The 14311-nt window shown below is 73.8% G+C and carries 12 protein-coding genes; 9 read left to right on the top strand and 3 right to left on the bottom strand.

The annotated features are described in order from the left end of the window. From MJ876_RS13775 to MJ876_RS13765, 3 genes are all read left to right on the top strand, one after another. Nucleotides 1–828, top strand: a complete 828-nt coding sequence (locus tag MJ876_RS13775; RefSeq protein WP_240236990.1) for an N-formylglutamate amidohydrolase — start codon at nucleotides 1–3, stop codon at nucleotides 826–828. Between the two features lie 12 nt (nucleotides 829–840). After that, nucleotides 841–2115 carry a nucleoside transporter C-terminal domain-containing protein gene (locus tag MJ876_RS13770; RefSeq protein ID WP_240236988.1) on the top strand — a complete coding sequence of 425 codons (1275 nt, stop codon included), beginning with the start codon at nucleotides 841–843 and terminating at the stop codon, nucleotides 2113–2115. Nucleotides 2116–2241: 126 nt separating this feature from the next. Further along, a complete protein-coding gene (locus MJ876_RS13765; RefSeq protein ID WP_240236986.1) occupies nucleotides 2242–2544 on the top strand; it encodes a hypothetical protein in 303 nt (100 codons plus the stop codon). On the opposite strand, the gene MJ876_RS13760 is transcribed toward MJ876_RS13765, so the two are convergent. After that, nucleotides 2514–2861 carry a LysM peptidoglycan-binding domain-containing protein gene (locus MJ876_RS13760; protein WP_240236984.1) on the bottom strand — a complete coding sequence of 116 codons (348 nt, stop codon included), beginning with the start codon at nucleotides 2859–2861 and terminating at the stop codon, nucleotides 2514–2516. The two genes, MJ876_RS13765 and MJ876_RS13760, sit on opposite strands and share 31 nt — an antisense overlap. A 295-nt stretch (nucleotides 2862–3156) precedes the next feature. Between MJ876_RS13760 and lexA the strand changes: the two genes are divergently transcribed. From lexA to MJ876_RS13730, 6 genes are all read left to right on the top strand, one after another. Beyond that, nucleotides 3157–3900 carry a transcriptional repressor LexA gene (lexA, locus tag MJ876_RS13755; protein WP_240236982.1) on the top strand — a complete coding sequence of 248 codons (744 nt, stop codon included), beginning with the start codon at nucleotides 3157–3159 and terminating at the stop codon, nucleotides 3898–3900. 78 nt (nucleotides 3901–3978) lie between these two features. Further along, nucleotides 3979–5667, top strand: a complete 1689-nt coding sequence (locus tag MJ876_RS13750; protein WP_240236980.1) for an alkaline phosphatase — start codon at nucleotides 3979–3981, stop codon at nucleotides 5665–5667. Continuing rightward, the gene (locus MJ876_RS13745; RefSeq protein ID WP_240236978.1) at nucleotides 5664–6944 is read left to right on the top strand and encodes an alkaline phosphatase family protein; all 1281 of its coding nucleotides are present in this window, start codon (nucleotides 5664–5666) and stop codon (nucleotides 6942–6944) included. The genes MJ876_RS13750 and MJ876_RS13745 overlap by 4 nt, the downstream gene beginning before the upstream one ends. Before the next feature lie 28 nt (nucleotides 6945–6972). Then, nucleotides 6973–7569, top strand: coding sequence for a hypothetical protein (locus MJ876_RS13740; RefSeq protein ID WP_240236976.1), 597 nt, complete (start codon nucleotides 6973–6975; stop codon nucleotides 7567–7569). A 19-nt stretch (nucleotides 7570–7588) separates the two neighbouring features. After that, nucleotides 7589–7987: a hypothetical protein gene (locus MJ876_RS13735; protein WP_240236974.1), complete on the top strand. Its 399-nt coding sequence runs from the start codon at nucleotides 7589–7591 to the stop codon at nucleotides 7985–7987. A gap of 135 nt (nucleotides 7988–8122) precedes the next feature. Continuing rightward, the gene (locus MJ876_RS13730) at nucleotides 8123–9907 is read left to right on the top strand and encodes a hypothetical protein (RefSeq protein WP_240236972.1); all 1785 of its coding nucleotides are present in this window, start codon (nucleotides 8123–8125) and stop codon (nucleotides 9905–9907) included. Here the strand turns inward: MJ876_RS13730 and MJ876_RS13725 are convergent. Beyond that, entirely contained in the window at nucleotides 9904–11811 is a 1908-nt protein-coding gene (locus tag MJ876_RS13725) for an ATP-dependent DNA helicase (RefSeq protein WP_240237122.1), read from the bottom strand. The genes MJ876_RS13730 and MJ876_RS13725 overlap by 4 nt on opposite strands. A gap of 165 nt (nucleotides 11812–11976) precedes the next feature. Beyond that, nucleotides 11977–14277: a protein translocase subunit SecD gene (gene secD / locus MJ876_RS13720; protein ID WP_240236970.1), complete on the bottom strand. Its 2301-nt coding sequence runs from the start codon at nucleotides 14275–14277 to the stop codon at nucleotides 11977–11979. Nucleotides 14278–14311 lie beyond the last annotated feature (34 nt).

Raw genomic sequence — 14311 nt, 5'->3', positions numbered from 1 at the left:
GTGAGCACGACGGCACCGCCCCCACCCCCGGTCGAGCCTCCCGTCGAGGTCCTCCCGGGATCGCCGTCGAGCCCGGTCGTCGTCCACGTCCCGCACGCGTCGCGCCGCGTCCCGCCCGAGGCCCGGGCGAGCATCGTGCTGGACGACGACGCGCTGGAGGCCGAGCTCGACGCCATGACGGACGCCGCGACCGACGCCCTCGCCGAGCAGGCCGTCGCCCTCGTCGCCCGGGCTGGCTCGCCGACGCCCTGGCGCTTCGTGAACCGTCTGTCCCGCCTCGTCGTCGACCCCGAGAGGTTCCCCGACCCGGCGATGGAGGAGATGGCCGCGATCGGCATGGGCGCGGTCTACACCGCGACGAGCACCCTGACGACGCTGCGCGAGCCCGACCCCGGGCGCGACGCGGCCTGGACGGCCCGCTGGTTCACGCCGTACGCCGACGCGCTGGCCGACCTGGTCGACGCCCGGCTCGCGGCGACCGGGACCTGCGTGGTGGTCGACCTGCACTCCTACCCGACGACGGCCCTGCCGTACGAGCGTCACGCCGACGAGCGGCGTCCGGCCGTCTGCCTCGGGACCGACGACGCGCACACCCCGGCGGCGCTGCTCGAGGCCGCGACGGAGTCCTTCGCGACCGTCGGCGACGTCGTGCGCGACGAGCCGTTCCACGGCACCTACGTCCCGCTGCGGCACTGGCGCCGCGACCCCCGGGTCTCCTCGATCATGGTGGAGCTGCGGCGGGACACCTACGCCGGCCGCGGCGGCACCGAGCGCGTCGTCGCCGCGCTCGGCGACCTCCTCGTACGCCTCGGCGACGCCGGGGACTGACAGGATCGCCGGGTGGCGGACTTCCGCGGGATCCTGGGCCTGGCGCTGCTGCTCGCGGTGGCGTGGGCGCTGAGCAGCGACCGCAGGGGCATCTCCTGGCGGACGCTGCTCGCCGCGCTCGGCCTGCAGGTCGCCTTCGCCGCACTCGTCCTGCGCTGGGGCCCCGGCGAGCGCGCGCTGGCCTGGGCGGCGGACCGCGTGGCCGACCTCATCGGCTTCACCGACGAGGGGACGTCGTTCCTCTTCGGGCCGCTCTACGAGGCCGGCGGTGACGACGGCACGGTCTTCGCCCTCTCGGTGCTGCCGGTGATCATCTTCCTCGGCGCCCTGATCGGCCTGTTGTTCTACCTGCGCGTCATCCAGCTCGCCACGCACTGGATCGGCGGCGCCCTGTCGCGGGTGCTCGGCGTGTCGAAGGTCGAGTCGCTCTACGCCAGCACGGTCATCTTCCTCGGCCAGAGCGAGGCGCCGCTGATGATCGCCCCCTACCTGCGCTCCCTGCGGGCCGGGCAGGTCTTCACCGTCATGGTCGGCGGCCTGACCGCCGCGGCCGGCTCGACCCTCGTCGGCTACTCCCTGCTCGGGGCGCCCCTGGAGTACCTGCTGGCGGCCACGGTCATGAACGCGCCGGCCGCCCTGCTGTTCGCGAAGCTGATGTGGCCGGACTCGACCCCCGTCGACAGGGAGCCGGCCAGCATCGTGCTCGCCGAGGGCGAGGAGCACGTCGACCTCGACTCCCTCGACGTCCGGGAGGTCCGCGACACGGAGTCGCGCAACCTGATCGACGCGGTGGGGCGCGGCGCGCTGGCGGGCGGGCGCATCGCCATCACGGTCGGCGCTCTGCTCATCGCCTTCGTCGCCCTCATCGCCCTGGCCAACGGGCTCCTGGGCGCCGTCGGCGGCTGGTTCGGCGTGGACGGCCTCACCTTCGAGCGCATCCTCGGCTGGGCCCTGGCCCCTCTCTCCTGGCTGCTCGGCGTGCCGTGGTCGGAGGCCGCGCAGGCGGGGTCGTGGATCGGGCAGAAGACCGTCCTCAACGAGTTCGTCGCGTTCGCCGACTTCGGCCCCGCGGTCGCCGGGCTGGACCCGCTCACCGTGGTCGTCGTGACCTTCGCCCTGGCGGGCTTCGCGAACTTCGCCTCGATCGCGATCATCCTCGGCGTGGTCGGCTCCCTCGCCCCCGAACGCCGCTCCCTGCTGGCCGCCCTCGGCCTGCGCGCACTGCTGGCCGCCAGCCTCGCCAACCTGTCGAACGCCGCGATCGCCGGTCTCGTCTTCTCCGTCTGAGCGAGCGCGGCGCGGTCGGGACCCCGACGGCGTCGCGGGTGCGATGATGGGCCCGTGGCGAGGGGGAACCGCGGGGGCAAGCGCGCGGGGCCACGCAGGCCCCGTGAGAGGCGCGCGCCGCTCCGCGTGGGACGCCTCCTCCTGCTGGCGCTCGGCGTCACCCTGACCGCGGTGGCCTGGGGCTACCTGGTGGTCGCCGCCATCGACTTCGGCGCCGCCGCGCGGTCCGGTGAGGGGACAGCCTGGTGGTTCCTCGGCGCCGCCTCGCTGGGCGCCGTCGCCTGCCTCTTCACGGCACTGATCCTGCTCGCGCGACTCGTCCGGCTCCTCGGCCGGCGCGACGCCCCGGCGTACACGAGCCGGCACGCGCAGTCGTCCTCGGACAGGCCGGGGTCGTCTCAGTCGACGACCGGGACCCGCAGGTCCTGACCGGCGAGCAGCATCGCCGAGTCGAGGCCGTTCAGCTCCTCGAGGTCCTGCACCACCGCGCGGACGTCGCCGTCGCCGGCACCGTCCGCGGCCAGGTCGCCCGCGATGTCCCACAGCGTCTGGCCGGTGCCGACCGTCACCACCTCGGTGGGCGGCGGCGTGCCCGCGTCACCGCTGGCGCTCGAGGTATCGAGCGAGAGGCCGAGACCCAGGACCGTCGCCAGGACCAGCAGCAGCGAGCCGACGAACACGACCAAGCGCCCGCGGCGGGTCAGCCGGACGGGGGCGACGGGGCGGGCGGCGTACGTGGTGTCCATGAGGACCTCCTGGGGAAGGAAGAGGGTGCGTCGGGCGAGTGGGACGAGTTCTACGGACGACCACCGACAACGGCGGGTCGACGCCTGACTCGCACCTACGTTCGATCGAACACGTATGCGACGGTAGAGCATCTGTTCGAACGGCACAAGGTCACGACGAACACGCGTTCGACCGCCGCCCGGCGGATCCCGGGGCGACACGCCGTCGAACAGGTGTTTGAAGACAGGGGTCGATCCGTCGTAGGTTCGTCGTCACGAACGCCGGCACGGGCCGGCAGGAGCGGGAGGACCGACGATGGCGACAGGGACCCACGACGGGAGCGACGACGGGGGCACGGTGACCGAGCTGCCCGACGGACCACCGGACGTCTCCGGCCTCACGCCCCGGCAGCAGCGCGTCCTGCAGGTGATCCGCGACTCCCTCGAGCAGCGCGGCTACCCCCCGAGCATGCGGGAGATCGGCACAGAGGTCGGCCTCACGTCGTCCTCGTCGGTCGCCCACCAGCTGCGGGTGCTGGAGAAGAAGGGGTTCCTCCGGCGCGACCCGAACCGGCCGCGGGCCCTCGAGGTGCTGATGCCGGACGCGCTGGCCGCCCGCCGGTCCCTGTCGTCGGCCGCACCCTCGGCCGTGGACGACACCGGAGCCGGTGACGCGATGCCCGCCGCCACCTACGTGCCGGTCGTCGGTCGGATCGCCGCCGGCGGACCGATCCTCGCCGAGGAGCGCGTGGAGGAGGTCTTCCCGCTCCCGCGCCAGCTGGTCGGCGAGGGCACCCTGTTCCTGCTCGAGGTCCAGGGCGACTCGATGGTCGACGCCGCGATCTGCAACGGCGACTACGTCGTGGTCCGCCAGCAGCCGACGGCGGTCAACGGCGACGTCGTGGCCGCGATGATCGACGGGGAGGCGACCGTGAAGACGTTCCGGCGCACGGACGCCGGCCAGGTCTGGCTGCTGCCCCACAACGATGCCTTCGAGCCGATCGACGGCACCCACGCGACCGTGCTGGGCAAGGTCACGACGGTGCTGCGGCGCCTCTGACCGGACCCCCGGGTGAACATCTGGTGACCACTGCCGTCCGGGCCGTCACGTACGGCCCGGACAGGCGTTCACTGGAGCGTGACCGTCTACTCCCCCACCCGCCGTGCCGTGCTGGCCGCCGGTGCCGCCGGTGCCGCGAGCACCGCTCTCCTCACCCCGGGGGCACACGCCTCCCCCGCTGCGACCGCCGACCGTCGCGCCTTCGCGCACGGTGTCGCCTCGGGTGACCCGCTCCCCACGGGCGTCGTCCTGTGGACGCGGGTGACCCCGTCGTCCGCGGCCACACCCGGTTCGGGCCGCGGGCCCCGCGTCGAGGTGCGCTGGGAGGTCGCGGAGGACGCCGCCTTCCGCCGCGTCGTCCGCCGCGGCCGCGCGGTCACCGGGCCCTGGCGCGACCACACCGTCAAGGTGGACGTCGGCGGGCTGCGCCCGGCCCGCTGGTACTGGTACCGGTTCACCTGGCAGGGACGCACGAGCCGGGTCGGGCGGACCCGCACCGCGCCGGCGGCCGACGCCGAGCCGGGGCGCCTGCGGTGGGGCGTCGTGTCGTGCGCCAACCTCCAGGCCGGCTGGTTCTCGGCGTACCGGCACCTCGCGGCGCGCGACGACCTCGACCTCGTGGTGCACCTGGGCGACTACCTCTACGAGTACGCCCCCGGCGAGTACGGCGAGGGCCAGGAGAACACCGACGTCCGCCCCCACGTCCCCGCCCGCGAGATCGTGAGCCTCGCGGACTACCGCCAGCGGCACGCGCAGTACAAGACCGACCCCGACCTGGCCGACCTCCACGCCCGGCTCCCCTTCGTCGTCACCTGGGACGACCACGAGTCGACCAACGACGCCTGGCGGGGCGGTGCGGAGAACCACCAGCCCGACGAGGGCGACTGGCGGCGCCGGCGGGCCCGCGCCCACCGGGCGTACGACGAGTGGATGCCCGCCCGGATGTCGGCCACCGCCGACCTCGGTGACGGCACCCGCCTCTTCCGCCGCCTCCGGTTCGGCCGCCTCGCCGAGCTCAGCATGCTCGACCTGCGGACCTACCGCGACCAGCAGGTCGCCACCCCGCTGGTCGACGGGGAGGTCAGCGACCCCGACCGCACGATCACCGGCCGGCAGCAGCTGGACTGGCTGAAGGACTCCCTGCGACCCTCACGTCCGCAGTGGAAGCTCGTCGGCAACCCGGTGATGATCGCCCCCGTCACCTTCGCCTCGCTGCCCGCCGAGCTGGTCGACAACGTCAACGACGTCGCGGGACTGCTGCCGCGCGACGGGTCGCCGTACAACGTCGACCAGTGGGACGGCTACACCGACGACCGCCGCGAGCTGTTCGCCCACATCCGCGACCGGGGTGTGCGGGACGTGGTCTTCCTGACCGGCGACATCCACTCCGGGTGGGCCTGCGAGCTGCCGTACGACGCCGGCACCTACCCGGTCCCGGTCGACGGCGAGACGAGCGCCGGCGTCGAGCTCGTGTGCACCTCGGTTACCTCGAACAACCTCAAGGACATCACCGGCACGCCGCCGGGGACGACGAGCCGTGGCGTCGAGACGGCCATCAAGGCGGACAACCTGCACGTGAAGTACCTGGACTTCGACAGCCACGGCTTCAGCGTGCTGGACATCACGAGCCGGAGGGTGCAGATGGACTGGTGGGTGATCTCGTCGCGGACCGACCGTCGCGCGGGCGTCGAGTGGTCGACGTCCTGGCGGACGCGGGCGGGCACGGCGACCCTCGAGCAGGCCGACGCCCCGGTGGGTGGACGATGAGCGCCCCGGGCGCCAGCCGCCGCACCGTCCTGCAGGCCGGCGCCGGCGTCGTCCTCTCGACCGCCGCGATGTCGGCCCCGGCCGCCGCGCAGGTGGCCGCCCGGCGCGGCTCCCGCCGCCGACGCGCCTACGTGGTCGTGCTGGACGGCTGCCGCCCCGCCGAGATCGACGGGGAGCTCGGCGGTGACCTCATGCCGACCGTGCGCCGCCTGCGGAGCGCGGGCCGCACCTTCCCGCGGGCGCGGTCGCTGCCGGTGATGGAGACCATCCCGAACCACACGATGATGATGACCGGCGTCCGCCCGGACCGCAGCGGCGTGCCGGCCAACGCGGTCTACGACCGGGAGCTGGGCGAGACTCGTACCCTGGACCGACCGGGCGACATGCGCGCCGACACGGTCCTGCAGCGGTGCCGGCGGCAGGGGCTGACGAGCGGCACCGTGCTGTCGAAGGAGTACCTCTTCGGCATCTTCGGCACCCGGGCCACCCACCGCTGGGAGCCGGAGCCGCTCGTGCCGGTGTCCGAGCACGCCCCGGACGTCTTCACGATGGACGCCACCCTGGCGATGATCGACGCCCACGACCCGGACCTGGTCTTCGTCAACCTCGGTGACATCGACCGTGTCGGCCACAGCGACCTGACCGGCACGTCGCTGCAGGTCGCGCGTCGCGCGGCCCTGGCCTCCGCCGACACCCAGGTCTCCCGCCTCGTCACCGCCCTGGAGGACAGCGGACGCTGGCGCGACTCGCTGCTCGTCGTCCTGGCGGACCACTCGATGGACTGGTCGCGGCCCGACCGGTCCGTCTCCCTCTCGCCCGTGCTCGCCGAGGACCCGTTCCTCGCCGACAGGGTGGTGGTGGGCCAGAACGGCGGCGCCGACCTCGTCTACTGGACCGGCCCGGCCCGCGACCGCGAGCAGGCCGTCCGGCGCATCCGCCGGCTCGCCCTCGCCACGGACGGCGTCCTCGCGGCGCACGACCGCAGGCGTGCGGCGTCCTGGCTCCGGCTGGGCCCCGAGGCGGGCGACGTCGTGGTCTACAGCAAGGCGGGGTGGCGCTTCAGCGACCCCTCGCCCGGGTCGAACCCACTGCCGGGCAACCACGGGCACCCGACCACGTCGCCGATCCCGTTCTTCCTCTCGGGCGGTCACCCCGACGTCGGCCGCGGGTCGTCCTCGGCGCTGGCCACGACGGTCGACGTCGCGCCCACGGTGGCGCGGTTCCTGGGGTTGCGCGGCGCGCCGCGGGGCGGCTGGGACGGGGTTCCGCGACTCTAGGACCTCACCCGTCCCCGAGGAGGGCACCGTGTCGGTCGGGCAGCAGCAGGCGAAGGACTCCCACGGCGGGGTCAAGGTGGGCAGCGCGTTCCTGGGCTTCGTCACCTCGATCGGGATGATCGTGCTGCTGACGGCGCTCCTCGCCGCCCTGGGCCTCGGGCTGGGTGGCGTGGGCTCGATGACCGAGTCGGGGGCCGGGGACGTCGTCGACGGCACGGGCAGCCGGACCGACTGGTACCTCGGGGTGACCGGTGTCGTCGTGATCCTCGTCGTGCTCTTCCTGGCCTACCTGTCCGGTGGGTACGTCGCCGGGCGGATGGCGCGCTTCCACGGCGCTCGGCAGGGCCTCGCGGTGTGGCTGTGGGCGGTGCTCGTCGCCGTGGCTCTCACCGTCGTGGCCGCCGCCCTCGGCGGCCGACAGGCTGACTCCGAGCAGCTGTCACCGCTGGTGCCGAGCGGGGACGAGCTCGGCGTCGGCGCGATCGGTCTCGGGGTGGTCGCCGTCGTCACGCTCCTCGGTGCCGTCCTCGGCGGTCTCGCGGGGATGCGCTTCCACCGCCGCGTGGACCGGGCCGAGGCGCAGCCGCCGTCGGCGCCCGCTCCGCCGCCGGAGCCCCGCGCCTGATTCGGTAGCGTCGGGGCTCATGGACCTGCTGGGCCCCGACTTCACGCTCGTGCGCGGCCGTCCCGCCTACGACGTCGCCGAGGTCGACGAGGCGGTCGCCGAGACCCGCCGGCTGCTCGCCGGCCACGCCCCGTCACCGGGGTCGTCCCGCGGGGGGTTCCGGCTCGTCGACGGCGAGGGGTACGACGCCCGCCAGGTCGACGCCTGGCGCCACGCCGTCCGCCGCGAGCTGGCGATCCGCGCCGACGAGCGGTGGTCGGAGGGCGTCGAGGACGACCCGCCCGAGCTGCGCGGCGTGCCGCGCGACTCGCCGTACCCGTCGGCGGCGAGCAGCAGCTTCTCCCCCTGGGTGCGGCTCACGGCCCTCGTGCTCGTGGTGGCGGTGGCCGCGTTCTTCGTGGCCTCGTACTTCGTCTAGCCCGCCGCAGGCAGCGACGCAGCACCGCTGCCGGTCGGACTCGGTGGCCGATCGGGTTTCCCGCGTCGGACCTGCGCGCGTCGGGCGTGTGAAGATGGTCTGGCAGTCGAACAGGTGTTCGACTAGACTGTGGCCATGATCTCGCCCGCAGCCGCTGACGCGCCTGACGTGGACGCCGAGCTGCGCGCCGCTCGGGCCTCGCGGCTGGGTGAGTGGGAGATGTCGCCGACGGCGGAGGTGCTGTTCCGCGCCGAGGAGGCCGTCAGGCGTCGTCGGGAGGCGGAGCTGGACGAGCTGGTGGCGTGCCTGACGTGGTGCGACCGGTTCGCCTCCGACCCTCGCGACGAGCCCGGCCACACCCCGACCCGCGGCGAGGTGCTGGGTGGGGAGAAGCTGGTCGCGATCGCCGGCGAGGGGGCACCGCTGGTGCGTGACCTGTCGCTGCTCGAGCTCGGCATCGCCCTGGCCCGGCACCCGGTGTCGGTGCGCGCGATGTGCGCCGACGCGCTCGACCTGCGCCACCGCCTGCCCCGGACGTGGCGTCACGTCATGGACGGCCGGGCCGAGGCCTGGGTCGCGCGCAGAGTGGCCTCGCTGTCCCGCACGGTCCCGGCCGCGCGGATGAGCGTGGTGGACGCCGCGGTCGCCGAGGCCATCATCGGGGTCTCACCCTCGCGGGTCCTCGAGGTCGCCGAGGCCTCGGTCATCGCTGCCGACCCCGAGGGTCACCGCGCCCGCGCCGCGGCGTCGCGGGCCAAGCGGTACGTCGGGCTGGGTCGTGCCGACTCCACCGGGATGCGGACCCTGATCGCACGGTTGGGGACCGGGGATGCGGTGTTCGTCGACGCGATGGTCTCCCGGGTCGCCGACATCCTCGCCGTCCAACGCGCCGCGACCGGTCTACCCGACCTGCCGCGCGACACCCTGCGCGCCGAGGCCATGGGCTGGCTCGCCCGCCCCGCCGAGCTCATGGGCCTGCTCGTCGCACACGGCGCCGACCCCGCCGACCCCACCGGCGACGGGTGTGCGGAGGACAACCCGTTCCCTCCGGACGAGGAGTGGATCACCCGGGAGCAGCGCGCCGAACGCTCTCGCCGCGGCGGACCCACCCCCGAGTCCGACGACACCGAGCCCGGGCCCGGCCCCGAGGACGACACCACTGTCCCCACCGACGTGCCCGGCCCGGCGCCGGCGACGCACATCGAGACCGAGCCCGACGAGACCGACCACGAGGCAGGACCCGAGGCGCCGGTGACGGCGTCACCGCTGGCACTGTCCGAGGACGTCCTGGACCGGCTCGACGCCAGGGCCCTGTCGAGGCTCCGCCCGAAGGCGGTGCTGTACGTCCACCTGCACGAGTCCGCGCTCGACGGCACCCGTACCGGCTCGGGCGTGGCGCGCATCGAGGGTCACGGCCCCGTCGACGTCGCCGACCTCGCCACCCTCCTGCGCCGCCACGACCTCACCATCCAGCCCGTCATCGACAACCGCGAGACCCACGCCGTCGACGCCTACGAACACCCCACCTGGATGCGCGAACGCATCCACCTCAGAGCCCCCGCCGAGGCCTTCCCCCACGCCACCCGCCGCGGACGATCCATGGACCTCGACCACCCCGTGCCCTGGGTCGACCCAGCCCACGGCGGACCACCCGGCCAGACCACCACCGAGTCCCAGCCCCTGTCGAGGACCGCCCACCGGGCCCGGACCCACCTCGGCTACACCATCGCGCCCACCCCCGCCGGCACCGTCTGGCGATCACCCCACGGCCTCACCCGCCTCCTCGACACCCACGGCCGCACCCACACCCTCACCGAGGGGGAAGCCGCCCTGCTCACCACCGGACAGACCGACACCGACGCTCTCCTCGAACGCGCCCTGCGCCGCCTCGTCGAGGAGTGCCGGGACGGCGGGGACTAGACCTTCGAGGTCGGCGCGACCGGCGAGCCCGCGGCTGCGGCGAGTCGGGACAGCGCGGAGCGAACGACCGCCGGGTCGGACGTCGGCCACATCGGCGGCAGGCCGGCGCGGAGGAACCCGCCGTACCGGGCCGTGGCGAGCCGGGGGTCGAGGACGGCGACGACGCCGCGGTCGTCCGTGCTGCGGATCAGCCGGCCGGCTCCCTGCGCGAGGAGCAGGGCGGCGTGGGTGGCCGCGACCTGCATGAAGCCGTTGCCGCCCGCCGCGTCGGCGGCCTTCTGCCGGGCCGACGTCAGCGGGTCGTCCGGGCGGGGGAACGGGATGCGGTCGATGACGACGAGCTGGCAGGTGTCGCCGGGGACGTCGAGGCCCTGCCACAGGCTGAGGGTGCCGAACAGGCAGGTGTGCGGGTCCGACACGAACTGGGCGGCGAGCTCACCGAGCTGGGCCTCGCCCTGCGCGAGGGTCGTCAGGTGCGGAAGGCGGTCCCGCAGCCCCTCGGCGGCCGCCTCGGCGGCGCGGCGTGAGGAGAACAACCCGAGGGTGCGGCCGTCCGCGGCGTCGACGAGCTCGGCCAGCTCGTCGAGCTGCGCCGCGCCGAGGCCGTCGCGGCCGGGCGGGGGCAGGTGGCGGGCGACGTACAGGATCCCCTGGCGGGCGTAGTCGAAGGGAGAGCCGACGTCGATGCCCTGCCAGCCCAGCTCGTCGTCCGGACGGAGCCCCAGACCGGAGGCGACCGCGCGGAAGTCGCCCCCGAGCCGCAGGGTGGCGCTGGTCAGGACGACGGTCTTCTCCTCGAGCAGCCCGCTGCGCACCGTGCCGGCGACGTGCAGCGGCGCCACGCACAGGCGGGCGGGGATGCGATCGCGGCCGCGGGCATGCCACAGGACGTCGTGCTCCGAGCCCTTCGCCATCCGCTCGGCGTGGTCGAAGAGGTCCGACAGCCAGGCCTTGGCCTGCTGCCGGCCGGGGTCGGAGTCGCCGCCACCGGCCTCCTTCGGCATCGCCGACAGGCAGGCGCGGACGGCGTCGCGGACGAGGACGAGCGCGTCGGCGACGTCCTGCGGCGGCGGGTCGAGGCGGCCCTCGGGGCACTCGTCGATCGCGGCCCGCAGCGCCGCGGCGGCGTCGAGGAGATCCTCCGCCGGGTCGTCGCCGTCCTTGTCGGCCACGTGGCGCTGGACCCGGCGGGCGACGCGCTCGACCTCGGGGACGGTCAGCTCGTCGGTCGCGGCCTGGGTGACGCGGGCGGCGAGCTCGTGGGCCTCGTCGACCACGACAGCGTCGTACTCGGGGATCATCGGGACGCCCTCGATGGCGTCGATGGCGAGCATCGAGTGGTTCGTGACGACCACGCGCGCCTTCGCGGCCCGTTCCTTGGCCCGCTCGGCGAAGCACTCCTCGCCGAACGGGCAGCGGGTCGCGCCGAGGCACTCCCGGGCCGACACGCTGACCTGGCGCCAGACACGGTCCGTGTGTCGCGGGGCGTTGTCCTTCTCGCCCGTCCCGCCGTCGGCGGCCTGCTCCTCGACCCACTGGCGCAGCGCGACGACCTGCTCGCCCTGCGAGCCCTCCGGCAGGTCGATCAACGCCCCCTGGTCGTCGGGGACGCCCTCGCGGACGCGGTGCAGGCACGCGTAGTTCGAGCGGCCCTTGAGGACGGCGTACGCCCGGTCGGCGTCGAGGTCGTCGAGCGCCGGGTGGTCACCGACCGCGTCCATGAGGCGGGGCAGGTCACGCTCGACGAGCTGGTGCTGCAGCGCGAGCGTCGCGGTGGCGACCACGACCCGCTTGCCGCGCAGCAGCGACGGGACGAGGTAGGCCAGCGACTTCCCGGTGCCGGTCCCCGCCTGCACCAGCAGGTGCTCGCCGGTCTCGAAGGAGGCCGCCACGGCTTCCGCCATCTGCACCTGCCCGGGCCGGGTGGAGCCCCCGATGGCCGCCACGGCGGCCTCGAGGACCTCGTTCACGCGGCTGTCGTCGGGCACCGCAGAACCCTAGCCACCGCCACGAGCCGAGCCCGGTCCCCCTCCACAGGGGACCGGGTCTCGACCCGCGGTCGCGGTGTGTCAGACGACGGCGCCGGTGTCCTGCGGGTCGCGCTCGGCGCGGCGGATCTTCTGGGTCCGCGCCATCGGGGCCTTCGAGTTGAAGAAGACGGTCAGCGGCGTGGCCACGAAGACCGAGGAGAACGTCCCGACCACGAGACCCACCAGCAGCGCCAGCGAGAAGTCGCCCAGCGAGCTGCCGCCGAGGACGGTCAGCGCGGCCAGGATGAACATGATGCCGATGCCGGTGTTGATCGTGCGCGGCGTCGTCTCCAGGCAGGCGGTGTTGGCCTCGTCGGCGAAGACCGCGTCGGGCCGCGACAGGCGCCATCGTTCGCGGATGCGGTCGAACACCACGACGGTGTCGTTGATCGAGACACCGACGATGGTCATGGCCGCGGCCAGGAAGACGCCGTCGATGGGCTTGCCGAGCCAGGCGAAGAGCCCGACGACCAGCAGGACGTCGTGCATCATCGCGATGATCGCGGCCAGGCCGAAGGTCCACTTGAACCGGAAGGCCATGTAGATCAGCTGGCCCAGGAAGGCCAGGCCGAAGGCGATCAGCGCCTGGTTGCGCAGCTGCTCACCGAGCGAGGCCCCGACCTCGGAGTCGTTGAGGACCTGCGAGCCGCCCGCCGCGTCGCCGAGGGCGTCGTTGATGGTGGTCACGTCGTCCTGGCTCAGGTCGCCGGCGCGGACCGAGATGTTGCCCTGCGCGACGGACTGCACCGTGGCCTCGGGGTAGCCGGCGTCGGCCACCACCTCCCGTGCGGTGTCCGCGTCGATGGCCTGGGCGGTGTCGTACTCGATGGTGCGGCCACCGGTGAACTCCACGCCCAGGTTGAGGCCCTGGATGCCGATGCCGGCGAGGGCGATGACGACCAGCGCCGCGGCGATCGACAGCCAAATCTTGGCCTTGGCCATGATCTGGAAGTTCTTCTCCATCAGCCAGGTGCGGACCCGACCGACGTCGCTGAGGCCCGTGATCCTCGGGCGCTTGCGCACGAAGGGCAGCGAGACGCCCACCTCGGTCAGCACGCGGGCGATGACCAGCGCCGACACCATCGAGGCGACGACGCCGATCGACAGCGTGACGCCGAAGCCCCGCACCGGGCCGGCGGCCAGGAAGAACAGCAGGCCGGCCGCGATCAGGGTGGTCAGGTTGGAGTCGATGATCGCCGACCAGGCCTTGTTGAAGCCGATCGACAGGGCGCGCCGCATGCCCGCCCGCGGGTTGTCGCGGTACTCCTCCCTCGCTCTCTCGAACACCAGCACGTTGGCGTCGATCGCCATGCCGATGGCGAGCACGAAGCCGGCGAGGCCGGGCAGGGTGAGGGTCGAGCCGAGCGCGACGAGGATCGCGTAGGAGATCAGCGCGTACGACGTCAGCGCGAGCGTGGCCAGGAAGCCGACGAGGCGGTAGACGAGGCCGATGAAGATCGCGGTCGCGGCGAGACCGATGATCGCGGCCAGCGCGGACTGCTGGATGGCGTCGGCGCCGAGCGTCGGCCCGGTGACCTGTGTGGAGGCGACCTCGACGGGGAACGGCAGCGAGCCGCCCTCGATGAGGACGGCGAGGTTGTCGGCCTCCTCGAAGGAGAAGTCACCGGTGATCTGGGTGGCGTTGCCGCCGATGCCCGCGCAGGTGACGGCGTCCGCCATCGGGGGCGAGGAGATGATGCGGTCGTCGAGGACGATGGCCACGCGGCGCTTCGGGTCGGTCGCGGGACGCTGGACGCCGTCCTGGCAGGCCGCGCGGGCGGTGATGTCCTGCCAGGTGGCGCCGCCCTCGCCGTTGAAGTCGACGCTGACGACCCAGCCGCCGCCCTGGGTCGGGTCGTTCACGGCCTCGGAGCCGCTGATCTCGGTGCCGCGGATGACGGTGGGGCCGATCTCGAGGACGTCGCCGGAGTCCGACGGCAGGACCTCGTTGCCCTCCTCGCTCGGCTCGGCGTCGGGGCTCTGCGCGGCGCCGACGACCTCGTGGATCGACAGCTGCGCCTGCTGCCCGAGGACGGCCTGCGCCTCCTGCGGGTCCTGGACGTCGGGGAGCTCGACGAGGATCTGGTCGGAGCCCTGGCGCAACAGGGTCGGCTCGGCGACGCCCAGGCTGTCGACGCGGCCGCGCAGCACCTCGAGGACCTGATCGACGTCGGCCGTGGACGGCTCGTCACCGTTCTCGTCCGGCAGGACCTGGATGGCGATCTGGGTGCCGCCCCGCAGGTCCAGCCCCAGTCGCGGCGAGACGTTCAGGGCGATGGCCGCGCAACCGGCCAGGAGGCCGAGCACGAGCACCAGACGGACGAGGACTCCGCGCGACAATGGACCAACCGATCTTCGACGGACACACCGGGAC

Origin of the sequence: Nocardioides sp. CFH 31398, from assembly GCF_022436705.1 — a bacterium.
In the GTDB taxonomy this organism is placed as follows: domain Bacteria; phylum Actinomycetota; class Actinomycetes; order Propionibacteriales; family Nocardioidaceae; genus Nocardioides.
The sequence above is the reverse complement of the archived record's forward strand: the minus strand, read 5'-3'. Positions and strand labels throughout refer to the sequence as shown.